Origin of the sequence: Yersinia sp. FDAARGOS_228 (assembly GCF_002073315.2) — a bacterium.
Classification (GTDB): domain Bacteria; phylum Pseudomonadota; class Gammaproteobacteria; order Enterobacterales; family Enterobacteriaceae; genus Yersinia; species Yersinia intermedia.
This window is the reverse complement of the sequence record NZ_CP020409.2, coordinates 205,963-229,811: the sequence shown is the minus strand read 5'-3', so window position 1 is coordinate 229,811 and position 23,849 is coordinate 205,963. Positions and strand designations below refer to the sequence as shown.

The following is a 23,849-nucleotide window of genomic DNA, read 5'->3' as shown; positions in this document are numbered from 1 at the left end:
CGCTCACTGGCTGCCTACCTGCAACTCCAAGTTCTTTGGGTATATACTTCATAGTGAAGCAACCTTCCTCGCCCTCCATTGATGGGGGGCATCCTTCCCTCAGGAGGTCGACAAGATGTCAGCACAAAACCCATTACATGATCCATTACGCAACCCCTTACAAAAGCAACGACACAGCGACGGTGTGTACCACATCGGCTATTTTGTTGGTGGTAAATGGCATCAGGCGCAGGACACTTTCGCCGTACATAACCCTGCTACCGGCGAGTTAGTGGCGAAAGTGGCTAAATCCGGCACCCAAGAAACTGAAGCCGCGATTAAGGCCGCCAGCGCCGCGTTTCCCGCCTGGCGAAAAACACCCGCTAAGCAGCGGGCGGAAATTCTTCAGCGTTGGTATTTGTTGATTATGGAACATCAGCAATCATTGGCTGAGATAATGGTTTCTGAGCAAGGTAAACCATTGAAAGAAGCCTTAGGCGAGGTCGCCTATGCCGCCAGCTTTATTCAATGGTTTAGTGAGCAGGCCAAACGTGCCAATGGTGAAATTATTCCGCCAGCCAAAGAGGGGGCGCGCATTCTGGCCACTCGTGAACCGGTTGGTGTGGTGGCGGCCATCACGCCGTGGAATTTCCCGCTGGCAATGTTAACCCGCAAACTGGGGCCAGCATTGGCTGCCGGTTGTACCGGATTGATTAAACCGGCCAATAACACACCGTTATCCGCTTTTGCTTTACTGGCATTGGCAGAGCAAGCCGGTGTGCCTGCTGGCGTGCTCAATGGTGTTGCGGGCGATACGCATGCCATTAGTGATGCCATCATGGCCAGCCCGGAAGTGCGTAAAATCTCCTTTACCGGCTCAACCGAAGTTGGCAAAACCTTAATGCGCAATGCCGCAGCCACCATGAAGAAAATTTCCATGGAACTGGGCGGTAACGCGCCGTATATCGTGTTTGATGATGCTGATTTGGATGCCGCAGTTGCGGGTGCGATGGCATGTAAATTCCGCAATGCCGGGCAGGTGTGCGTGTGCGTCAATCGCTTCTATATTCAGGATGGCGTGTATGACGAGTTTGTCAGCCGTTTAGCCACTGAAGTTAAAAAACTAAACGTCGGTAATGGCATGGATAAAGACGTCAATATGGGGCCATTGATTAATCTCGCCGGGCTGGAGAAAGTAGAAGATCACGTCAAAGATGCACTGGAGAAGGGCGGCCGCCTGTTGGCGGGGGGCAGCCGTCATCAACTGGGGGGCAATTTCTTCCAGCCCACGGTTATTGCCGATGCTAATGAGCAGATGAAAGTCGCCTCTGAAGAGACATTTGGCCCACTGGCTGCCTGCTTCCGCTTCAAAACCGAAGAGGAAGTTATCAAGCGGGCTAATGACACGCCGTTCGGGCTGGCAGCTTACTTCTATACTCAGAATCTGCAACGCGTATTCCGGGTTTCAGATGCGCTGGAAAGCGGTATGATTGGTGTCAATGAAAGCTCAGTTTCTACTGAGCTGGCACCTTTCGGTGGAGTTAAAGAGTCTGGCCTTGGCCGTGAAGGGTCAGTGCTGGGGTTAGATGAGTTTATGGAAGTGAAAACTTTGCATTTGGGCAATTTATAAATTGGATTGGTGAATAAAACGTGGGCGTGGGTTATCGCAATGAATAGCACAACTGTTATTGGCAGCTTGAGGGTTAAGGATAACCATGAATAAACGACTTATGGCCATTCTGGGCGCGATACTGTTGCTGGCAGTGGCGGCGTTGCAAGGGGTTGGCGGTGTCACAGCGCGTGATATCGGCCAATCGGTGGATCTGGAACGCCCACCTTTAGCGGCATCTGCATCGATTGAACAATTGACCCAGCACCATCAGGTGGTTAAATACCTACAAGTGCATCATCGCCTGCCAGATTTTTACCTGACCAAGCAGCAGGCGCGTGCGCAGGGCTGGGATCCCAAAGACGGCAATTTGTGTAAAGTGTTGCCAGGCAAAGCGATTGGCGGTGATCGTTTTTCTAACCGTGAGCGCCAACTACCTGAGGCGAAAGGCCGCAACTGGCGTGAAGCCGATGTTAATTATCGTTGTGGGCATCGAGGTAGCGATCGTTTGCTGTACTCCAATGATGGCCTGATTTATTTAACTCAGGATCACTACAAGCGTTTCATTCGGATGGAGTGATAAGATGGTAAAAGTGGTATTTGATTTTGACCATATATCTGATCTTCCTGCATTTTACCGCGTATTTTGCCAAAAATTTGCGCTGAGCGAAGATTTTGGTGCCAATCTGGATGCTTTGTGGGATGTGGTCACGGGCGAGATAGCCTTACCGGTAGAGATTGAATTTATTCATTTCAATCACCGCCGTAAACGCCGCTTTGGTGCGATTGTGCTGCTGCTTGAGGAAGCAGAAGAGGAGTTAGCAGGCAGCCTGCGTTTCAATATGGCGTGAATTAACCTTCTTGAGTCGGGAGCCGAGTCAGACCCGGCCCCGCCCGATTATTGCTGCTTTTCAGACAGTTCACGCAGATATTGGAAGATCTGACGGAATGATTTCGGCGGCTTGTTAGTGGCTTTCTCTTTCTGGGCATTACGTATCAGGCTACGCAGTTGTTGGCGATCCGCATCTGGATATAGCTCCAACACCGTAGGGATCGCGACATCACCTTCTTCAACCAAACGGTCACGCAGCATTTCCAGCTTGTGGAACAGCGAGATTTGTTGGTTATGGCGATTTTTCAGCTTATCCAATGCGGTTTGGATAGGTTCTACATCACGGGCACGTAGCATTTTACCAATTAACTGGATCTGGCGGCGGCGGCCTTCTTTCTTGATCTTCTGTGCCAGTTCAACGGCTGCCAGCAGATCTTCATCCAGTTGGATTTTCTCCAGCGCATTTTTACCCAGCTCAACCAGCTCGGTACCGAGGTCTTTCAGCGCTTCGGCATCACGTTTAATTTCACTTTTACTGACCCAGATAATTTCATCGTCATCTTCGTTTTTATCTTCTGGGACTTCATCTAGCCAATCTTCGGGCTGTTTGTTCATGGTCAAATTCCTTAAAAAGAGGCTAATCGTAGCAGGTTGTTGGCTTTCTGCGAAATAGTACCAAGATCTCTGATAGACTCGGAACTATGGCGTTCTATATTGTATCCGTGTAAGTCGTCGTGTTACGACTCTTTCCTGAACGATTATCTCATTAATTATGGCAGACTGATGAAAGTAGTCACTCAAGTTGCAGAACAGCGTAAAACGCTGGAACAAGCGGTTGCACAGGCTTTGGAATTGGCCCGTGTGGGTTCTGATGCGGCCGAAGTCGCCGTCAGTAAAACCACCGGGATCAGCGTCAGCACTCGCTTTGGTGAAGTGGAGAACGTGGAATTCAACAGCGATGGTGCGCTGGGAATTACTGTGTATCACCAGCAGCGTAAAGGCAGCGCATCCACCACTGATTTGAATCCAGATGCCGTCGCCCGCACGGTGCAGGCTGCGCTGGATATTGCTCGTTATACCTCACCTGATCCCTATGCCGGGGCGGCAGAAAAATCGCTGCTGGCTTTTGAGGCGCCAGATCTGGATCTGTTCCATCCGAGCGATCTGGATGCAGAACAAGGTATCTTGTTGGCTGCCCGTGCGGAGCAGGCTGCATTGCAGGCTGATAAGCGGATTACCAATACTGAAGGTGGCAGTTTTAACAGCCATTATGGTATCAAGGTGTTTGGCAACAGCCACGGCATGTTGCAGAGCTATTGTTCAAGTCGCCATTCGCTTTCCAGCAGCGTTATCGCTGAGCATAATGGCGATATGGAGCGAGATTATGCTTATACCATTGGCCGGCGGATGGAAGATTTAGCCAGCCCGGAATGGGTTGGTGAAGAGTGCGCTCGTCGTACTTTATCCCGTTTGTCACCACGTAAATTGCCGACCATGCAGTCACCCGTGTTGTTTGCCGCTGAAGTGGCGACCGGCTTGTTTGGTCACTTGGTTTCGGCGATTAGCGGCGGCAATATCTACCGTAAATCTACCTTCCTGCTTGATCATCTGGGTAAGCAGATTTTGCCTGAATGGCTGACGATTGAAGAGCACCCTCATCTATTACGCGGTTTGGCCTCTACACCGTTCGACAGTGAAGGTGTGCGTACCCTGCAACGGGAAATCGTGAAAGACGGGGTGCTGCAAACTTATCTACTGACCAGCTATTCAGCCCGCAAACTGGGGCTGCAAAGCACCGGTCATGCTGGTGGTATCCATAACTGGCGCATTGCCGGTCAGGGGCAGGATTTCGCCGGTATGCTGAAGCAATTGGACAAAGGTTTGGTGGTAACTGAACTGATGGGCCAAGGTGTCAGTACCGTGACTGGCGACTATTCCCGTGGCGCGGCGGGTTTCTGGGTTGAAAATGGTGAGATTCAGTATCCGGTCAGTGAGATAACCATTGCCGGTAATCTGAAAGATATGCTGCGTAATATTGTCAGTGTAGGCAGTGATATCGAAACCCGCAGTAACATTCAATGTGGCTCTGTTTTATTGCCTGCGATGAAGATTGCGGGCGAATAACATTGTATTGCTTCACATCTAAAGCTGGCATCGGTTGCCAGCTTTTTTTTGATTTTTATTCTGCCTTCCTCCCATTTCTTAACTGATTACAAAAAATCATTGCCAGTTTCAGTGTCTATTGCCTATGTTAAGTGTGAGCAATGTACTAATGATCAGTGTTTCAATAACAATAACCCTACCCAAAGCGTGACATTGCTGCGAACAATGCTGCGATGTCATGTCAGAAGGGTATAGAAGGAATGTGAGCATGGGTAAGAAAATGATGGCGTTAATGGCGGCAGTGTTACTCAGCGCCAGTACTTTAGCGATGGCGGCCAGTGTGTCGGATAATATGGAGACCATTGCCGAGAACTACGGCAAAGTGTTGAAGGCTGACTCTACTGATGTGATGAAGGAAGGCTTGCAGGCGATGCGTGCAGCGGCGCAGGATGCACAAAAGGGCATACCTACCAAGTTGATAAGTAAAGGCGAGGGCAGCGCGGAGGTGAAGGATTTCCGCCATGGTTTGGACTTATTTATCGGGCAGATTGATGGTGCGCTGGCATTGGCGAATCAAGGTAAGCTCGATGAGGCTAAGAAAGCAGCCCAAGACTTTAAACCGACCCGTGATACCTACCATAAAAAGTATCGTTAATAATTCCTTTCACCCGAATCACTGGCTTGAGTCAGTGATTCGGGACTTGTCCGTTTGCTGCCTGGCGGTAACGCCAATGGCTTTAGGAATATGTTAGCGGTGATATTCACCGGCTGCTTCTGGCTGGTACAGCAGTTCTAACACGGTAATGCGGGTTTCATCCCCACCTGGCAGCTTCCAGCTAATTTCATCATTAATGTGCATCCCCAGCAATGCCGCACCTAGCGGAGCCATCACGGAAAGTTGTTCGTTACTGTCTTTTAGCGATGCCGGATACACCAGTGTGCGGATATGCTCTTCCTGACTGTTCAGATCGCGAAAACGCACACGGCTATTCATAGTCACCACATCTGCCGGAATGGCGTTGGGTGGCAGAATTTCTGCACGATCCAGTTCTTCATTGAGCGCTTGTGCGACCACTGTACCGGCAAAGGCCGGTTGCGCCAGTAACGCATCCAAACGTTCAGCATCCAGCTCGTTAATCGTGATGGTTGGCTTGGTCATACCACTCTCCAATTCAATTTCAGCAAAACATAAAAACAACACCCCCACGCCATAGGAGAGGGGGTGCTAGAAAATAGCTTAATATTAATCTGATATTAGGCGCTTCTGGCTAGAAAAGAAAGAGATCAGGATCACGAACTTTTTTCCACTACAAACGAACCCAGTGCATTTATATAAAAGTTATTTTGTTGTTAATGATTAAGTTAGCTATTTAATAGCTGTGTTTTGCGAAAGTGATCCCCCCAGTACATTACATTTCCACTTTGAACTGGAAAAAAAGCCGCTACACAGCTATTCCGCTTGCAGGTAGGGTGAGGTTATAGCGCAGAGAGAAGATAACTGAACTTATCTTTGTAGTCAGAAAGTTGTTACATACCTTAAATAATTCGAGTTGCAGGCGGGTGGCAAGGGAGTGAGTCCTTGGGCGCTTACCGAAGTAGGCGATTGGAGCGAGAGAACACAACCAACACTCCGTAGCTTGAAGTATGGCGGGTATAGCAAAAAATAGGGGATTACCAGCGTGAATGATGTAGCCGCATTGAGTGCAGCCGAGGAACCTGGAAGAGAAGAGGAAATTATCATTACTGAGCGGGTATTAGCTGAAATTACCGCGATGTTGGATGCTGAAAATATTTTTACCAATAAAGTTCAGCAACAAATGTTGACATCACATATTCGTGCCATGGTGTTGCGTTCAATAACCGGTGAGCCATTACCTGAAGTGGATAAATCATTATTCGATGAGATTTCAGCACATTCGATGCAAATGGCCCAGCAGGTGGTCGATAAATTTGCCAATTTACCTATTGAAGAAGCCTATTTATTGTCGGTTCATTTTGAAGTAGCGAAAGACAATAACCCATAAAATAGTGAGCTGGAGAAGAGATTATGAGTCAAATTACCGTTGTGATTGGCGACCGTCTAGGTAAAGGCCAAAAAGTGGGTCAGGGTGTTGAATTGGCTGGTGGCCGCGTGGTGGTTATTCCCGGTGTCGCCGCAGATATGAAACTGGGTGATGTGATGAACAGTGAAAAAGCTGACTTCGGCATTTCATTCTGTGGCAGTGGTGGTGCGGGTGCTATTACGGCACAAAACAAATATGGTTATAAAGCAAAATATGGCATGCGTTCCGTTGACGAAGGCGTGACGGCAATAAATGAAGGTTGCAAAGTGTTGGGCTTCGGATTTATGGATAAAGAAGAATTAGGTCAGCGATTAGTGGAAGCCTATATCAAGAAATACGGTCAACCGTAATGAAAGAACAATATACCACTCAGGTGCAAGTTAAAGGTAAAGGTGATAGCAAGGAAAAAGCTTTCGCTAATGCACTCGGTAATGTCCAGAATACGGTGTTGAAATCGACACAAAATATTCTGTTACGGATTGAACCACAAGACGTAAAAGTATTAAACGCAGAATTATCAGTTAAAAATGAAAAGTTTTTATTCTTTTTCCTGCCGCGTGAAAGAAAGACATATAGCGTTGAATTAGATATCACCGTGAACGTGACAATTATTAATACAGATAAGGTCGTCTTCATATCTAAATGAAAAGGATATACTGATGTTTCTAATCATTCTTTTTAAGTCGATTATTATCGGCGGACTGGTCGGTGTGGGGGTGGGTGTTGGGGCTGCCCGTATGTTTCATGCACCGACAATACAGGGTATGGGAGCATTTCGTACCTTGGGTGAACTGAACTCATGTGAGGGAGATCCGGCATCGCACTTCTCCTTTGGATTAGGCTTCTTCTTCAACGCCTGGGCCTCTTCGGTGGCAGCCGGTGCCTTTACTCAGGACGTCGACCACCGCATCATTCCTAACTGGGGTGCTGCTGCATTGATGATTAAAAATCGTAATGTAGCGGAAACCATGCATAACCCGAAAAAGATGGCAATTGCCTGCGGGATTATCGGGGTTATTGTTGTCAGTTTCCTAAACACCACTGCTTCTGCGGTACCAGCAGCATTACAGGTCACTGCAATTAAAGTGTTGGTACCGGCAGCGAATATTCTGGTTAACACCGTGATGCCGGTTATTTTCTGGCTGGCGGCTATTGATGCCGGGCGTCGCTCTGGTTTCTGGGCCACTATTTTTGGCGGGTTGGCTCAGCTAATCATGGGTAATGCCGTACCTGGTCTGGTGTTGGGTATTTTAATTGGTAAAGGTGTTGAGGAAAGCGGCTGGAATAAAGTGACTAAGATCATGATGACAGTCATTGTGCTGTTATTTGTGCTCAGTGGTTTCTTCCGCGGGTTCGATCTGAAATTCCTGGAGTCATTTAGCCTGAGCGCGCCGGTTTGGCTCGATACCATTCATAACGCATTGAGCGGAAAATAACATAACGAGAGGAACTTGATGATGGATGAACAAACCAAGAATAATTTCTGGTATGCCGACTGGTCATTTCCGATCTTTGTAGGGTTATTATCCTCCGGCGTATTTGCGGGTACTCATATGTATTATTTATATGGTATCGGCGCATTTAACGAAGTGGCATTTGTTTCAATGCTACGTGCCGGTATGGATACTGGTGTTTATGGTGCGGTGGCTGCATTTGGTGCCAGTTTCTTATTTGCCCGTATTATTGAAGGTTCGCTTGTCGGTATTTTGGATATCGGTGGTGCGATTCAAACCGGTGTCGGTCTGGGTGTGCCAGCATTATTACTGGGAGCCGGATTTGTCTTCCCGGTGGCTAATTTTGCAGCCTCACTGGTAACCGGCCTGATTATTGGTTTAGCTATCGGCTATCTGATTATTTTGGCGCGTAAATTCACGATTAACCAAAGTAATTCAACTTATGGTGCTGACGTTATGATGGGGGCGGGTAACTCCTCTGGTCGCTTCCTCGGGCCATTGATTATTCTGTCAGCCATAACAGCATCAATTCCCATTGGGATCGGTTCTTTAGGCGGCGCTTTACTGTTTTATCTGTGGAATAAACCGATTACCGGTGGCGCAATTTTGGGTGCCATGATTTTAGGGTCTATTTTCCCGGTCGCTATTTCATGATGTCTGGGGTAAATATCCAGATTACTGGATATTTACCCTACTAACCCTGCTGCAACGTCAAGTAAGAAGGACATAATGGAGAATAAAGATAATGTATGACTTTATTATCACACGCGCACTATTAGTTGACGGCCGTCAGGTTAATATCGTAATTAATGATGGAAAAATAGTGGCCGTTGATGCGGCTATTGCCACTGACGACAATAATCAAGCCGAGCCTTCAGTTTATTCCGCTAAACAAGTGTTGGATTTGGCTGGGAAATATTACATCAGTGCTGGTTGGATTGATTCCCATGTGCATTGTTACCCCGCATCCCCTATTTATCATGACGAAGCCGATTTGGTCGGAGTTGCCAGTGGCGTGACGACGGTGGTGGATGCCGGCAGCACTGGTGCCAATGATGTGGATGATTTTTACCGCCTGACCCGTGCCGCCAAAACCCATGTTTATGCTTTTCTGAATATTGCGAAAACCGGCATCGTGACGCAAAACGAATTAGCGGATATGGCGCAGATTGATAAGCAAAGTGTCAGTCAGGCTATTGCCCGTAATCCTGGTTTTATTATCGGTATTAAAGCCCGCATGAGTAGCAGCGTGGTCGGTAAAAACGGCATTAAACCGTTGGTGCGAGCCAAAGAGATTCAACAAGAAAACAATCAGCTACCCTTGATGGTACATATTGGCAATAACCCGCCGGATTTGGATGAGATCGCCGACTTGTTAACGCAAGGCGACATTATTACTCACTGCTATAACGGCAAACCTAATCGTATTCTGACACCTGCCGGGACCTTGCGTGAGTCTATTCAACGCGCATTGAAACGCGGTGTGCTACTGGATGTTGGGCATGGCAGTGCCAGTTTCAGCTTTGATATCGCCGAACTGGCCATCAAGCAAGGTATTTACCCGCACACCATCAGCTCCGATATTTATTGTCGCAACCGTATTAACGGGCCAGTGCACAGTCTGGCGATGGTGATGTCCAAATTTTTCACCCTCGGTTTGAGCCTTAAACAGGTCATTGCTTGTGTGACAGAAAATGCCGCGCAAGCCCTGCATTTGACTCATAAAGGGATACTGGCAACGGGCTATGACGCTGACCTGACGATTTTTGAGCTGAAACAGCAACCTCAGCTATTTAGCGATTCAGAAGGTAAATCGGTTACCGGTGAGACGTATCTGGTGCCACTAGCGGCGGTCGTTGCTGGTGACGTAGTATTAACTGACGAAGGGAAGTCAAAAGATGTCTTCAGTCTATGAAAAATACCAGTTAAAACATGTGATTAATGCTTCTGGTCGCATGACGATGTTGGGCGTTTCAACGCCACGACAGGATGTGGTTGAGGCGGTAGAGCTGGGCCTAAACCATTACTTCGAAATGAAAGATTTGGTCAATAAGACCGGTGCTTACATTGCTGACTTGCTGAATGTTGAGAGCGCGGTGGTTGTCTCCTGCGCTTCTGCCGGCATTGCTCAGTCGGTCGCTGCGGTGATCGTGAAAGATGATGCCAATTTACTGGTTAATCTACATGCTGCCCCGCGCGCAGTGCCACATGAAATTGTTCTGCCGAAGGGCCATAACGTTAACTTCGGTGCGCCGGTCGATACCATGGTGACGCTGGGCGGGGGCAAAGTGGTGGAAGCTGGTTATGCCAACGAATGTTTACCGGAGCAATTGGAAGCGGCGATCACGCCAAATACTGCGGCGATCTTGTATATAAAATCCCACCATTGTGTACAAAAAAGCATTTTATCTGTTGAGCAAGCGGTTGTGATTGCCCGTAAACATCAATTGCCATTAATTGTTGATGCGGCAGCGGAAGAAGACTTGCAGTGTTATTACCAGATGGGGGCAGATTTGGTGATTTACAGTGGTGCCAAAGCCATTGAAGGGCCAACCAGCGGGCTGGTCTTAGGCAAAAAAACCTATGTTGATTGGGTGAAGTTGCAGTCAAGCGGTATTGGCCGGGCGATGAAAGTGGGTAAAGAGGGCATTCTCGGCCTGACCCGTGCCATTGAAAGCTATATGACGCTGGAAAAAGAGACTGGTCAGCAAATGGTAGAAAAAATGACACCATTTATCAGTCAGCTAAATACCATTGACGGTGTGTCGGCGAAAGTGGTTTGGGATGCTGCCGGGCGTGATATTGCCCGTACTGAAATCAGTTTTGATGAAGCCAAAATAGGGCACTCGACACCGGATTTGGTGGATGCGCTGAAACATGGTGATATCGCCATTTACTTCCGTGCCTATAAAGCCAATGAAGGCAAAATTGAAGTGGATGTGCGCAGTGTCACGCCATCACAACTTGAGATAATTTATACCTGCATTAACCGCCTGGCTAAGGGAGCCTGACTAATGAAACTGACCCCGAATTATTACCGTGACCGGGTGTGCCTGAATGTGTTGGCCGGTTCAAAAGAGAATGCACGCGAGATTTATCAAGCCGCTGAAGGCCATGTCCTGGTGGGGGTGTTATCGAAGGACTATTCTGATGTCGATAGCGCAGTCAAAGATATGCGCGAATACGCAGCTCTTATCGATAATGCCCTGTCGGTAGGGTTGGGCGCGGGGGATCCGAAGCAATCAACAATGGTCAGCCAGATTTCACAGCAGGTGCAACCGCAACATGTAAATCAGGTATTTACAGGTGTTGGCCCAAGTCGTGCTTTATTGGGGCAGCATGATACTGTGGTGAATGGCTTGATTTCACCGACTGGCAAAGTGGGTTACGTAAATATCTCCACCGGCCCGCTCAGTTCACAGCAAAAGGAAGCGATTGTTCCAGTGACCACCGCCATTGCTATGTTAAAAGATATGGGGGGCAGTTCGCTAAAGTTTTTCCCAATGAACGGGTTGGATTCTATCGATGAGTACCGTTTTGTGGCTGAGGCTTGTGCTGCTACTGGCTTCTGGTTGGAACCTACCGGCGGCATCAGTCTGGATAATTTTGAACAAATCGTACAAATCGCATTAGATGCCGGGGTAACGAAAATTATCCCGCATATCTACAGTTCGATAATTGACAGCAAAACAGGCAATACCCGCCCAGAAGATGTGCAAACATTATTGGCTATCGTGAAAAAAATAGTGCCGTAATTCTTTGATTTACCTGATGTAAACTCACTAGCGGTGAAGGCCGATGTTGCCGTGTGAGATAACGCTCCCCCTGCGGCCATGGTGGCGGGGGGTGCCCATACACCCTAAATAACGGAGTGGAGCAGTGAGATTTCCCTATCAACGTCTGGCCTACATGTTCGATGCATTGCAATCGGAAACGCTGCCTCAGGATGAGCTGGCGAAACGTTTTGCGGTTTCGACACGTACAGTGCGGGCAGATATTACGGCGTTGAATGAGATCCTTGAACATTATGGCGCGCACTTTATCCATAACCGTGGCTTTGGCTACCGATTGATGATCGATGATGCTGAGCGCTTTCGCGCTCTACAGCAGCAAAACCGTAAAACGCACCTAACCCCGCGAACCGCCAATGAGCGAGTGCATTACCTGTTAATCCGTTTTCTGACCTCTGCCTTTTCATTGAAGCTGGAAGATTTAGCCGATGAATGGTTTGTTAGCCGTGGCACATTGCAAAATGATATGGCTGAGGTGAGAGAAAGGCTAAACCGATACCATCTGACGATTGAAACCAAGCCACGCTACGGCATGAAATTGTTTGGTACTGAGTTGGCAATTCGTACGTGTTTGACCGACCTTTTGTTTCAGCTACATCTGCAAGATGCTGATAATCCACTATTAAAAAATGAGTTTCTTAACATTCAGACTATCCCCGAATTAACGGGATTGCTGCATGAGCTATTGGCGCAATATGCGGTACGGTTAACTGATGAGGGCGAGCACTACCTGATTTTCTACTGCGCGGTGGCAATCAAACGTATCACCGATGGTTATCCGTTATCAGATTTTGATGCTGAAGATGTGGATGAGGCGGTCAAGCTCGCCTCCGGCCGTTTGGCAAATGAGTTGAAACTACTATCGGGTAAAGATATTTCCGCAGCAGAAGAAGCGTATTTGCGGGTCAATATTGCCGCCCGCCGGGTGCAAGCCAGCCCGCCTGGTGCCAGTCGCCCCAGTGAAATCAATGCCGATGATGAAGAGACATTGGTGGATTACATCCTCTCTTATATCAACGCACACTATAACTACAATTTGCAGGGTGATAAGCAGCTACGAATTGATTTACTCACCCATATCAAGACCATGATTACGCGGGTGAAGTATCAGATAACTATCCCTAACCCATTGTTATCCAATATTAAACAGCACTATCCGATGGCTTATGACGTAACACTGGCGGCGGTATCCAGTTGGGGTAAATATACGCCTTATAGCTTGAGTGAAAATGAGATAGGTTATCTGGTACTGCACATCGGTGTGGGGTTGGAACGCCATTACAATATTGGTTATCAACGTCACCCACAGGTGATGCTGGTGTGTGATACCGGTAACTCTACTACCCGAATGATTCAGGCACAGATTGCTCGTAAGTATCCGCAGATCGTGATGACACAGACCATTTCCCTGCGAGATTACGAAAATCTCGACCATATCGACGAAGATTTTATTATTTCTAACTCACGCCTGGCGGAAAAGAATAAGCCGGTAGTGGTAATGTCACCGTTTCCGACTGAATATCAGTTAGAACAACTGGGTAAGTTGGTGCTGGTGGATCGCACTCGCCCTTATATGTTGGAAAAGTTTTTCGACAGTAATCATTTTATGATTATCGACCAGCCGATGACACAAGAACAATTATTTAAAAAAGTGTGCAGTCAGTTAGAAGAAGAAGGGTTCGTTGATGCAGACTTTTACCCGTCAGTGGTGGAGCGTGAGGCGATTGTCTCCACCATGCTGGGGGAGGGGATTGCACTGCCACACTCACTCGGTCTGTTAGCCAAAAAGACCGTGGTGGTTACCCTGCTAGCGCCCAATGGCATTGCCTGGGGGGATGGTGAGGTAGCCCATGTCATTTTCCTGTTAGCGATCAGTAAAACTGACTATGAAGAAGCGATGGCGATTTATGACTTGTTCGTTACTTTTGTGCGAGAGCGTTCAATGAGCCGTTTATTGAGCAGTCAGCATTTTGATAGCTTCAAGGCGATAGCGATTGATTGTTTGAGTCGAATTTGAGTTATGCCAAAGCACATTTCTAGCGATGGATCAGAAAAGGCCATCCATGAGTGGACAGCCTTTAGAAAAATAGGGGGTATTTGAGCGTATCAGTTATGCAATGATACGGGGTCCGGCTTGTACAATTTAGTTAGATTTGAAATATCGATATTCTCTTCTGCTTTCCCCAGATCGTAAGCCGCCTGGAGGCGGAGCCACATTGCCGGAGTGCTTCCCAGAACCGCCGCCAGTTTCACCGCCATTTCCGGTGACACCGCAGAGTGACAAGAGACAAGCCGCTGCACCGTGGATGGCGCAACGTTTAACGCTCTTGCTAACTCCCTAATCCCAAGATCCAAATCTTCGAGGATGCCTTCAATCATTTCTCCCGGATGCGGGGGATTATGCATTTTCATTAGTGATAGTCCTCGTAGTTAAGAATAAACGCATCTCCGTCTTTAAACTCGAAGGTGATGCGCCCGTTTCCGCTTACCGTGACTGACCAGATCCCTTCTCTGTCACCCTGTAACGAGTGGAGTTTGTACCCAGCAACATTGACATCTTCAATCGTTTCCGCCAAGTCGATAAATCGCAAACGGCCACGGAGTCGCTTAACATGCTGGGGGTTAATACCTGCGGCAGAACCCGTTTCAAAGAAGCGTTGCAGTCCCTTGTGTTTCCAACTTTTTATCATTTATCGTTCCCTGTTGCGCCACAAGAAACATTATAACGAGTGTTTCGCGTGGCGCAGCACTCACGCCGTTAATAATCAAATCACTGCCAGCCATATCTCCTCACAAACCACCCTTTAACCAACTGCGTTGTCACCATATAGCCGGTTAGGATCACTATCAGCCATGGGAAGTAAGAAAGTGGCAGCGCTTGTAATTGCAGGAACCCAGCCAGTGGAGAGAAGGTTAGCCCGATACCAATCACCACCACCGCCAGTGTCATTAGACACAGCGGCCAAGAGGCACGGCTCTGGATGAAGGGAATTTTACGGGTACGGATCATATGCACAATTAAGGTCTGGGACAGCAGTCCTTCAACAAACCAACCGGATTGGAATAATGTCTGCATTTCTGGCGTATTGGCTTTAAATACCCACCACATCAGGCAAAAAGTCAGTACGTCAAAAATAGAACTTATCGGACCAAAGAACACCATAAATCGCCCCAAATCGCCGGCGTTCCAACGTTGTGGCTTTGCCAATTGCTCTTCATCAACGTTATCGAATGGAATGGCAATCTGCGAAATATCGTACATCAAATTCTGGATTAACAGATGGAGCGGCAACATAGGCAGGAAGGGCAAAAATGCGCTGGCAATCAGCACGCTGAAGACGTTACCAAAGTTAGAGCTGGCGGTCATCTTGATGTATTTCAGCATATTGGCAAATGTGCGGCGGCCTTCAATTACCCCTTGCTCTAACACCATCAGGCTCTTTTCCAACAAGATGATATCGGCGGCTTCTTTGGCAATATCTACTGCTGAATCTACCGAGATCCCAATATCAGCAGCACGCAGTGCCGGGGCATCATTGATGCCATCTCCCATAAAACCGACCACATGACCGGCATTACGCAGGTTCTGTACGATGCGCTCTTTGTGCATTGGTGTCAGCTTGGCGAACACGGTGGTAGTGCGGGTGGCTTCAGTCAGTTGTGTCTCTGTCATCTGTTCGATATCACTGCCACGCAAGACATGCTCGACAGATAATCCAACATCTTTACATACCTTACGCGCTACTAACTCGTTGTCACCGGTAAGAATTTTGACGTTAACGCCATTGCGTTTTAGCGCCAGTAGCGCCGGCGCTGTGCTCTCTTTCGGCGGATCGAGAAAGGCGATATAACCTTCCAGGATCAGGTCATATTCATCGATAACAGCATAGTTTTGCTGATAAGCGGGCATGATACGGGTAGCAACTGCCACCACCCGCAGTCCTTGCTGGTTCTGCTCATCGGTAATGCGACGGATGCGTGCCAACAGCGCGTCGGTCAATGGGATAATTTCACTCCCTTGGCGGACATGGCGGCAAATGGACAGCATCTCTTCCAGCGCGCCTTTGCAGATAAGTTCGTGATAATCCGCTTTATCGCTGACCACTACTGACATGCGACGGCGTTCAAAATCGAATGGGATCTCATCAATTTTGCGGTAACCCGCCAACGTGTCGGCCACCTGAGATTTTGAATCTTTTGACTCAGCCATGGAAGATAACACCGCGACATCCAGCAGATTTTTCAATCCCGTTTGGTAATAACTGTTGAGCCAGGCGTAGTGCAGCACCCGCTCACAGTTGGCCCCGAACACATCGGTGTGGCTTTCCAACACAATTTTATCTTGCGTCAGGGTGCCGGTCTTATCGGTACACAGAATATCCATCGCGCCAAAGTTCTGAATGGCATCTAAGCGCTTGACGATCACTTTCTGCTTGGAGAGTTTTACCGCCCCTTTTGCCAAGGTCGATGTGACGATCATCGGCAGCATTTCCGGGGTTAAACCCACGGCAACAGAGAGCGCAAACAGCGCGGCTTCCCACCAGTCACCTTTGGTAAAACCGTTGATCAACAACACGATAGGTGTCATGACTAGCATAAAGCGAATCAGCAACCAACTGACTTTACTGATGCCACTCTGGAAGGCATTAGGTTGCTCATCCTGATGTGTCACACGCTCTGCCAGCAGACCAAAATAGGTTTGGTTACCGGTGCCCACCACGATAGCCAGTGCCGAACCGCTAACGACATTGGTGCCCATAAAGCACAGCGTGTCTCGTTCGAGTGGGTTTTGCTCCTCACACTCACGGCATTGCGCCACTTTCTCAACCGGCAGTGACTCACCGGTTAAGGCGGCCTGACTGATAAACAGATCTTTGGCCGCCAGAATACGTAAATCTGCCGGGATCATATCGCCCGCAGACAGTTTGATGATATCGCCAGGCACTAACTGAGAGATTGGTAGCTCGCGGTGTTCACTCTTTCCCGTTTGGGCATCGCTGCGCACTACGGTTGCGGTATTGCTGACCATGGCTTTCAAGGCATCCGCAGCGCGGTTAGAACGCGCTTCCTGAATAAAATGCATCAGGGTGGAAATCAGCACCATGGCACCAATCACCAATGCGGCGGTCAGGTCTTCGGTGGCGTAGGAAATCAGGGCCAGAATGGTGAGCAGTAAGTTAAAGGGGTTGCGATAGCAGTGCCATAGGTGAACCCACCAACGGGTCGCTTGCTGATTTTCAATTAGGTTGCTGCCACTTTGCAGACGAATGGCTTCTGCTTCTTGTTCCGTTAACCCTTCCGGGTGGCTTTGGAAACGCAGATAAAGTTGTTGCGGCGTTTCATTCGCGCACTGCAATCGTTGTTCAGTCAGCGCTGCGGGCAAATCTTTCGTTGCACTTCCCTGCGGCAAACCATCTAACATGGTTTCCCGGCGAATTAGGCGGCGAGGCAGGTTACGGCTCAGTACATTGAGCAACTGCCGGGTGAAATTTTTAAATTGCATGGTTCAGGCCTTACTGTCATGTCATGAACGTTCTTCATGTTGCGCCCACGGCAAACCTGCCGTAGAGATGGCAAAAAACGTAATCAGCAGAAACCAACGCGGGGAAGGTGCGCAGTAACTGCCTACCAGATCTGTTTCTGGTAAGGCAGCCACGCTAAACGGGGAACTACCTTACCGAATACACCAAAGGGTGCGGCTCGAGGGAACAGGGTCCACTGGGTAATTAACCTCCGGTAAATTAAAAGACAAGGTAGGCGCTACGCGACATCTACCCATACACTTCGTTCTTGGTGCTCTATCTCACAACAAACTTAGCAACTAAACAGGCATTAAACCGCATCACTGTGCTTGCCACGCCAAAAACTACCCTGACGGTAAGATATACCGTTAGGGCAGTAATATGCTGCGAGCCATTGGGATATCATGCGCTGAGTCTGATTCTGCGCATACTAGACTTCCCGCAACTTCGATAATATAAATAATCAGTTTATTATATGTTTCCAAACCTAAACATTAGGTAAACCATGCAAAACCGTTTGACCATAAAGGACATTGCCCGCATGAGTGGAGTTGGAAAATCCACGGTTTCACGGGTATTAAATAACGAAGGCAGTGTCAGTCCACAAACTCGTGAACGAGTTGAAGCTGTCATCCGTCAGCAGAGCTTTACCCCATCAAAATCGGCCCGGGCCATGCGGGGGCAGAGTGATAAAGTTGTGGGTATTATTGTTTCGCGCCTGGATTCGCCATCCGAAAATCAGGCCGTGCGCACGATGCTGCCACTGTTCTATCAGCAAGGTTATGACCCTATTCTGATGGAGAGCCAGTTTGATCCTGAATTGGTCAGTGAACATTTACATGTGCTGCAACAGCGCCATGTGGATGGCGTCATTTTGTTTGGTTTCACTGGGTTAACCGCAGAAATGCTCTCGCCGTGGCAGGAAAAAATGGTCGTACTGGCGCGCGAGTATGCGGGCTTTTCTTCCGTATGCTACGACGACGACGGGGCTGTGCGCCTGTTGATGGATAAGTTACGTCACGCCGGGCATCGGCATATTAGTTATATTGGCGTGCAACCGTCGGATGCCACTACCGGTATGCGCCGTCATCAATCTTATCTTGATTACAGCCAACAACACGGCCTGCTACCGACGGTTGCACTGGGTGAACTGAGTTATCAGAGTGGCTTCCAGCTTGCACCTCAGGTGATAAAACCCGATACCTCGGCGTTGGTGTGTGCCTCTGACACTATCGCTATGGGGGTGAGTAAATATTTGCAGCAGCAGAGCCTGCAACACATTCAGGTATGCGGCATTGGTAATACACCGCTGTTGCACTTTTTGTTCCCAAATACCCTGTCAGTCGAGTTGGGTTATGGCACCGCAGGGGTGAAAGCCGCGCAACAATTACTTGATCAACTTAATCATAGTCAATCAATTCAACAAATTATAATTCCAGGCCAATTGGCCTGACTCTTCTTTTCTCGACGTGATGCTATCTGAAATCCCATCCAGAGTGGTGGGAGAGCATGATGGGCGAACCTGTTGTTTACGGCTAAAAACATCACAAAAAGTTGTCAAATTGTGATCTTCAACGCAAGTTGGGAACGTTCCCATTTCATAAAAATCAATACATAGCTAATCTTTAATGGGTTGTATATTTAACAGGCTATCGGTGTGTTTTTTCTTTAAGACTGACCCTAACTGCTTTTATTAAGAAAAACGAATAAGCCGCACGCTATCCCACCTTTATGAAAGGTACGTTGAAATGAGCAAAGTAAAACAACAAGATATCGATCAATTGATCGTACTGGTGGGAGGCAGAGATAATATTGCCACCGTCAGCCACTGTATTACCCGGCTACGTTTTGTGTTGAATGACCCCTCTAAAGCCTCACCTAAAGAAATTGAAAATCTGTCGATGGTTAAAGGCTGTTTTACTAATGCCGGGCAATTTCAAGTGGTTATCGGGCCTGAGGTTGACGATTATTATCAAGCGCTGATTGCTAAAATTGGCCTGAATGAAGTGGATAAAGAGCAAACCAAACTGGCTGCACGGCAGAACATGACTTGGTTTGAGCGTGGTATTTCTCACTTTGCCGAGATTTTCTTCCCGTTGTTGCCAGCGTTAATTAGTGGAGGCTTGATCCTCGGCTTCCGTAATGTGATTGGTGATATTCCGATGTCTGATGGCAAAACGCTGGCGCAGATGTACCCAGCCTGGAAAACCATTTACGACTTTCTTTGGCTGCTGGGCGAAGCCATCTTCTTCTACCTGCCAGTGGCTATCTGCTGGTCGACAGTGAAGAAAATGGGAGGGACCCCAGTATTGGGGATTGTGTTGGGTATCACCTTGGTATCACCACAACTGATGAATTCCTACCTTCTGGGGCAACAGATCCCCGAAGTTTGGAACTTTGGCTGGTTTACCATTGAGAAAGTAGGTTATCAGGCACAGGTCATTCCATCGATTTTGGCGGGGCTGGCGCTGGGGTGGATTGAAACTAATCTGAAGAAAATCATTCCAGCCTATCTTTATCTGGTCGTGGTGCCGGTAGTTTCTTTGTTGCTGGCGGTATTCCTCGCCCATACGCTTATCGGGCCATTTGGTCGCATGATTGGCGATGGTGTGGCCTGGGGAGTGAAAGCGGTCATGACAGGCAGCTTCGCGCCGGTTGGTGCCGCACTATTTGGCTTCTTGTATGCACCGCTGGTCATTACCGGTGTGCATCAGACCACGTTAGCCATTGATATGCAGATGATTCAGAGCATGGGCGGTACACCGGTATGGCCGCTGATTGCGCTGTCTAACATCGCACAGGCATCTGCGGTACTGGGCATTATTATCATTAGCCGCAAGATCAATGAGCGCGAAATATCGGTACCTGCGGCAATTTCAGCCTATCTGGGCGTCACAGAACCGGCCATGTACGGTATCAACCTCAAATATCGCTTCCCGATGCTGTGCGCCATGATTGGTTCTGCGCTAGCGGGCCTCATTTGTGGGCTGACTGGGGTGATGGCGAACGGTATTGGTGTCGGTGGCCTGCCTGGTATTTTATCCATCAAACCACAGTTCTGGGCGATCTATGCTTTGGCAATGTTAGTGGCGATCGTGGTGCCTTTGGTGCTGACTATACTGGTTTATAAACGTAAAGAGAGTCGTGGCGAATTACCAGTCTAAATCGTATTCCTCCGCCAAAGGTTATCCTGTGGCGGAGCTGTTTCTTTAATTTTCTCTGTTTTTACAACGAATAAGAGTCTGCTATGAATAATCCTATCCCTTGGTGGCAAAACGGCGTCATTTATCAGATTTACCCGAAGAGTTTTCAGGATAGCACCGGTAATGGCTATGGTGACCTGGCTGGCGTGACGCAACGGTTGGATTATCTGCACAAACTCGGCGTTGATGCCCTCTGGCTGACACCGGTTTATGTCTCGCCACAAGTGGATAACGGCTATGACGTTGCCGACTACTGCGCCATTGACCCTGCTTACGGCAGCCTGGATGATTTCAAAACCTTGGTTGCGGCAGCTCATCAGCGGGGTATGCGTATCGTGATGGATATGGTGTTCAATCACACCTCCACCGAACATGCCTGGTTTAAAGCATCAGCGGAGCGCAACAGCCCGTACCGCCAGTTCTATATTTGGCGTGATGGTGAGGGTGATAATTTACCGAATAATTGGCGCTCGAAATTTGGCGGTAATGCCTGGCAATGGCACGCTGAAAGCGGCCAATATTATCTGCATCTGTTCGCTACCGAGCAGGCGGATCTTAATTGGGAGCACCAGCCGGTACGTGATGAACTGAAGAAAGTGTGCGAGTTTTGGGCTGATATTGGTGTGGATGGTTTGCGCCTGGATGTAATTAATCTGGTATCCAAACAGCAAGACTTCCCGGATGATTTTACGGGTGATGGCCGCCGTTTCTATACCGATGGCCCCCGTATCCACGAATTTTTACAGGAAATGAGCCGTGATGTGTTTCAGCCGCGCGGCCTGATGACGGTTGGTGAGATGTCGTCCACCCGCCTTGAGCATTGTCAGCGTTATGCCGCATTGGGTGGGGATGAGCTGTCGATGACCTTTAATTTCCATCATCTAAAAGTGGATTATCTCAATGGGGCCAAATGGTCACTAATGTCGCCGGATCGGGTGGAACTCAAACAGATATTTAACCAGTGGCAGCAGGGAATGCATAACCGTGCGTGGAATGCGTTGTTCTGGTGTAACCACGACCAGCCGCGCATTGTATCGCGCTTTGGTGACGAAGGTGCACTGCGCGTGCCAGCGGCCAAGATGCTGGCAATGGTACTGCATGGTATGCAAGGTACGCCATATATCTACCAAGGCGAAGAGATTGGCATGACCAATCCTAATTTTACTTCGATTGATCAATACCGTGATGTCGAAAGCCTGAATATGTTTGCTGAGCTGAGTGCGCAAGGTCGCGATCCTGACGAGTTATTAGCGATTCTGGCGGCTAAATCCCGTGATAATAGCCGCACCCCGATGCAATGGGATCGTAGCCGTAATGCCGGTTTCAGTCAGGGAACGCCATGGATCGAACCCTGCAGTAACTATGCTGAAATTAATGTTGATAGCGCGCTGGCTGATGCTGATTCGGTGTTTTATGCCTATCAATATCTGATAGCCCTGCGTAAACAACATGATGTGTTCACTTTTGGTGACTATCGTGATCTCTGCCCGCAGCATCCAGAGTTGTGGTGTTACTTACGCCACTGGCAGGGTAAGCAGTTGTTGGTAGTGGCTAACCTGAGCGGTGAACCGCAACAGTGGCAGCCAGAGGAGATTGCGCTGGACGGTAACTGGCAATTGTTGATGAGCAGCTACGGCGAAAGTGCTTTCCAGCCGCAGGAGATGGTATTGCGAGCATATGAGGGGATTTATTGGGTGAGGGATTGATTTAGTTCAGATCAGTGGCTTCTCTCCTTGCTCGGCAGCTCAAATGTGCTTTTAACTTCAAAGGCCAATTCAAAACAAAAGGCTATGGTTTTGATTCTGACTCTCTTTTGACGTTGAGCGCAATCAGGAATATTGCCGACGAGGATGGAGGCCGCAATGGTTAGGTGAACACTGAACGCATATCAACTGAAACCAGAGCCTAAAAGTTACCTTGCGGATAAATATGAAACAACCGCAGTCCTTCACGCTTACGCGCGATTGTTAGCTGATCGGCCGGTTGTAACCATTGCCAGTAGGCGTCGTAATGGCCTCGGTGTTGCCCCTCAGCCAGTAACATTTCATCGAAAAATCGCGATACGGAAAGGTCGATGTTCAGCATTATTAGGTGCAATTAGTGAGTGGGATGCATTATTGCTGAGCAGAAAGTTGCCATATCATGATGATCTGCGATAGCACATTGGGAAAGGCCGACAGACAATATTAGCGGGATAAGCATAAAAAAACGGCTGGTAATAACCAGCCGTAGACGCAATAACATCAGAATTAACGACGTACCGCGATAGCTTCGATTTCGATTTTCACATCTTTTGGCAGACGCGCAACTTCAACACATGAACGTGCTGGGAATGGCGCATGGTGTTCAGTAAAGAAAGCTTCGTAAGTGGCATTAACTGTACTGAAGTCATTCAGATCTTTCACGAATACCGTCGTTTTCACGATGTCAGCAACTTTCAAACCTGCCGCTTCAACGATAGCTTTTACATTCTCCAGTGACTGACGCGCTTGCGCGGATACATCATCGGCGACCAAACCTGTTTTTGGATCAACAGGGATCTGGCCTGAAGTGAGGATCATACTGCCCAGATCGACACCTTGAACATAAGGGCCGATGGCGGCAGGGGCGAGTTCAGTGCTGATAATGCGTGACATGTTGACTCCTGGTTACGTAAGGAAAGAAATATTTTAATTATCGCGACCATTATAAAGATGGGATGGATTACAGCAACCCACGCGAATCAAGTTTGCCATGTCGCGTTGCAGCGAATATTGCCACTTTTGTAAATATTTTGGGGCGGCAATATTCGTCTGAACAGAGCGTTAACCCGCTTGAGTAATCAATCTGCCTGTAAAACCACCCGATGATCGAACTCTTTCTCGCAATATTTACATTTAAGGTAGATTTCGCCTTTTAGGGCTTTCACTTTAAAGCTGGAGTCGACCGGCTCGTTGTGGCTGATGCAGTTACTGTTTGGGCAAGTAAGGACGCCATCTATCTGCTCTGGCAGACTTAGGGTCAGTTTCTTCACCACTTCGTAGTTATCGATGCGGTTAACAGTAGCATCCGGTGCATACATCGCCAGTTGGTTGGCCTGTTGCTCTGTTAGGAAGGTATTTTCTATTTTAATCAAATCCTTACGACCTGATCGTTTAGACGGTAGATTCAATCCAATAGTAATACGTTGATCAGTGGCGGTCAGTTTGAACAGCGACAACAATTTAAAGCCGATTTGTGCCGGAATATGGTCAATCACAGTGCCACATTTAATCGCTTCAACCTGTAGTTTATAATCCTGAGTCATGTTCAAT

The 23,849-nt window shown here is 48.2% G+C and carries 24 protein-coding genes and 1 pseudogene; 17 read left to right on the top strand and 8 right to left on the bottom strand.

The window, feature by feature from the left end:
• Window positions 1-115 precede the first annotated feature (115 nt).
• The 3 genes from A6J67_RS01095 (at window position 116) to A6J67_RS01085 (ending at window position 2,439) form a co-directional block, all read left to right on the top strand.
• Window positions 116-1,609, top strand: coding sequence for an NAD-dependent succinate-semialdehyde dehydrogenase (locus tag A6J67_RS01095; protein ID WP_050288510.1), 1,494 nt, complete (start codon window positions 116-118; stop codon window positions 1,607-1,609).
• Between the two features lie 85 nt (window positions 1,610-1,694).
• Window positions 1,695-2,168 carry a ribonuclease gene (locus A6J67_RS01090; RefSeq protein WP_032906977.1) on the top strand — a complete coding sequence of 158 codons (474 nt, stop codon included), beginning with the start codon at window positions 1,695-1,697 and terminating at the stop codon, window positions 2,166-2,168.
• Window positions 2,169-2,172: 4 nt separating this feature from the next.
• A complete protein-coding gene (locus A6J67_RS01085) occupies window positions 2,173-2,439 on the top strand; it encodes a barstar family protein (RefSeq protein WP_050073832.1) in 267 nt (88 codons plus the stop codon).
• A gap of 47 nt (window positions 2,440-2,486) precedes the next feature.
• Here the strand turns inward: A6J67_RS01085 and yjgA are convergent, their stop codons facing one another.
• Window positions 2,487-3,035: a ribosome biogenesis factor YjgA gene (gene yjgA, locus A6J67_RS01080; RefSeq protein WP_005188531.1), complete on the bottom strand. Its 549-nt coding sequence runs from the start codon at window positions 3,033-3,035 to the stop codon at window positions 2,487-2,489.
• A gap of 168 nt (window positions 3,036-3,203) precedes the next feature.
• On the opposite strand from yjgA, the gene pmbA reads away from it, so the two are divergent.
• Both pmbA and cybC read left to right on the top strand, forming a co-directional pair.
• Entirely contained in the window at window positions 3,204-4,544 is a 1,341-nt protein-coding gene (gene pmbA / locus A6J67_RS01075; protein WP_042569001.1) for a metalloprotease PmbA, read from the top strand.
• Between the two features lie 247 nt (window positions 4,545-4,791).
• On the top strand, window positions 4,792-5,178 hold the full coding sequence (gene cybC, locus A6J67_RS01070) for a cytochrome b562 (protein WP_005188526.1): 387 nt from the start codon (window positions 4,792-4,794) through the stop codon (window positions 5,176-5,178).
• 93 nt (window positions 5,179-5,271) lie between these two features.
• Here cybC and rnk read toward each other — a convergent pair whose 3' ends face one another.
• Entirely contained in the window at window positions 5,272-5,682 is a 411-nt protein-coding gene (gene rnk / locus A6J67_RS01065) for a nucleoside diphosphate kinase regulator (protein WP_042570073.1), read from the bottom strand.
• Between the two features lie 613 nt (window positions 5,683-6,295).
• On the opposite strand from rnk, the gene A6J67_RS01060 reads away from it, so the two are divergent.
• The 9 genes from A6J67_RS01060 to A6J67_RS01020 all read left to right on the top strand — a co-directional run bounded on the left by A6J67_RS01060 (window position 6,296) and on the right by A6J67_RS01020 (window position 13,848).
• The gene (locus A6J67_RS01060) at window positions 6,296-6,547 is read left to right on the top strand and encodes a glycine dehydrogenase (protein ID WP_408068443.1); all 252 of its coding nucleotides are present in this window, start codon (window positions 6,296-6,298) and stop codon (window positions 6,545-6,547) included.
• A 23-nt stretch (window positions 6,548-6,570) separates the two neighbouring features.
• Window positions 6,571-6,936, top strand: a complete 366-nt coding sequence (locus tag A6J67_RS01055; protein WP_005188517.1) for a glycine-rich SFCGS family protein — start codon at window positions 6,571-6,573, stop codon at window positions 6,934-6,936.
• Complete coding sequence (locus tag A6J67_RS01050; RefSeq protein WP_032906976.1) at window positions 6,936-7,232, top strand: DUF4312 family protein; 297 nt, start codon at window positions 6,936-6,938, stop codon at window positions 7,230-7,232. The genes A6J67_RS01055 and A6J67_RS01050 overlap by 1 nt, the downstream gene beginning before the upstream one ends.
• Before the next feature lie 13 nt (window positions 7,233-7,245).
• Window positions 7,246-8,022: a DUF4311 domain-containing protein gene (locus A6J67_RS01045; protein WP_004392358.1), complete on the top strand. Its 777-nt coding sequence runs from the start codon at window positions 7,246-7,248 to the stop codon at window positions 8,020-8,022.
• A gap of 21 nt (window positions 8,023-8,043) precedes the next feature.
• Window positions 8,044-8,694 (top strand): DUF4310 family protein, encoded by a 651-nt coding sequence (locus tag A6J67_RS01040; protein WP_032896643.1) that lies wholly within the window; start codon window positions 8,044-8,046, stop codon window positions 8,692-8,694.
• Window positions 8,695-8,785: 91 nt separating this feature from the next.
• A complete protein-coding gene (locus A6J67_RS01035; RefSeq protein WP_080608021.1) occupies window positions 8,786-9,955 on the top strand; it encodes an amidohydrolase/deacetylase family metallohydrolase in 1,170 nt (389 codons plus the stop codon).
• Window positions 9,939-11,051 carry a DgaE family pyridoxal phosphate-dependent ammonia lyase gene (locus A6J67_RS01030; protein WP_032906975.1) on the top strand — a complete coding sequence of 371 codons (1,113 nt, stop codon included), beginning with the start codon at window positions 9,939-9,941 and terminating at the stop codon, window positions 11,049-11,051. The genes A6J67_RS01035 and A6J67_RS01030 overlap by 17 nt, the downstream gene beginning before the upstream one ends.
• A gap of 3 nt (window positions 11,052-11,054) precedes the next feature.
• On the top strand, window positions 11,055-11,795 hold the full coding sequence (gene dagF, locus A6J67_RS01025; RefSeq protein ID WP_050088578.1) for a 2-dehydro-3-deoxy-phosphogluconate aldolase: 741 nt from the start codon (window positions 11,055-11,057) through the stop codon (window positions 11,793-11,795).
• Window positions 11,796-11,919: 124 nt separating this feature from the next.
• A complete protein-coding gene (locus A6J67_RS01020) occupies window positions 11,920-13,848 on the top strand; it encodes a BglG family transcription antiterminator (protein WP_072103864.1) in 1,929 nt (642 codons plus the stop codon).
• A gap of 89 nt (window positions 13,849-13,937) precedes the next feature.
• Here the strand turns inward: A6J67_RS01020 and A6J67_RS01015 are convergent, their stop codons facing one another.
• The 3 genes from A6J67_RS01015 to mgtA form a co-directional block, all read right to left on the bottom strand.
• Window positions 13,938-14,243 (bottom strand): HigA family addiction module antitoxin, encoded by a 306-nt coding sequence (locus tag A6J67_RS01015; protein ID WP_032906974.1) that lies wholly within the window; start codon window positions 14,241-14,243, stop codon window positions 13,938-13,940.
• Window positions 14,243-14,521, bottom strand: coding sequence for a type II toxin-antitoxin system RelE/ParE family toxin (locus A6J67_RS01010; protein ID WP_050073837.1), 279 nt, complete (start codon window positions 14,519-14,521; stop codon window positions 14,243-14,245). Before A6J67_RS01010 ends, A6J67_RS01015 begins: the two co-directional genes overlap by 1 nt.
• An 80-nt stretch (window positions 14,522-14,601) precedes the next feature.
• Window positions 14,602-17,334, bottom strand: a complete 2,733-nt coding sequence (gene mgtA / locus A6J67_RS01005) for a magnesium-translocating P-type ATPase (RefSeq protein WP_050296881.1) — start codon at window positions 17,332-17,334, stop codon at window positions 14,602-14,604.
• A 524-nt stretch (window positions 17,335-17,858) separates the two neighbouring features.
• Here mgtA and treR point away from each other — a divergent pair.
• The 3 genes from treR to treC all read left to right on the top strand — a co-directional run bounded on the left by treR (window position 17,859) and on the right by treC (window position 22,262).
• Complete coding sequence (gene treR / locus A6J67_RS01000) at window positions 17,859-18,806, top strand: trehalose operon repressor TreR (RefSeq protein ID WP_005188487.1); 948 nt, start codon at window positions 17,859-17,861, stop codon at window positions 18,804-18,806.
• Between the two features lie 295 nt (window positions 18,807-19,101).
• Window positions 19,102-20,517 (top strand): PTS trehalose transporter subunit IIBC, encoded by a 1,416-nt coding sequence (treB, locus tag A6J67_RS00995; protein ID WP_005188485.1) that lies wholly within the window; start codon window positions 19,102-19,104, stop codon window positions 20,515-20,517.
• 83 nt (window positions 20,518-20,600) lie between these two features.
• Entirely contained in the window at window positions 20,601-22,262 is a 1,662-nt protein-coding gene (gene treC, locus A6J67_RS00990; RefSeq protein WP_042569007.1) for an alpha,alpha-phosphotrehalase, read from the top strand.
• Between the two features lie 223 nt (window positions 22,263-22,485).
• On the opposite strand, the pseudogene A6J67_RS00985 reads toward treC, so the two are convergent.
• The 3 genes and pseudogenes from A6J67_RS00985 to pyrI form a co-directional block, all read right to left on the bottom strand.
• Window positions 22,486-22,641, bottom strand: a pseudogene (locus tag A6J67_RS00985) (circularly permuted type 2 ATP-grasp protein); the annotation flags it as partial.
• 164 nt (window positions 22,642-22,805) lie between these two features.
• Window positions 22,806-23,192 carry a 2-iminobutanoate/2-iminopropanoate deaminase gene (gene ridA / locus A6J67_RS00980; RefSeq protein WP_005188477.1) on the bottom strand — a complete coding sequence of 129 codons (387 nt, stop codon included), beginning with the start codon at window positions 23,190-23,192 and terminating at the stop codon, window positions 22,806-22,808.
• Between the two features lie 185 nt (window positions 23,193-23,377).
• On the bottom strand, window positions 23,378-23,842 hold the full coding sequence (gene pyrI, locus A6J67_RS00975) for an aspartate carbamoyltransferase regulatory subunit (RefSeq protein WP_005188467.1): 465 nt from the start codon (window positions 23,840-23,842) through the stop codon (window positions 23,378-23,380).
• Window positions 23,843-23,849 lie beyond the last annotated feature (7 nt).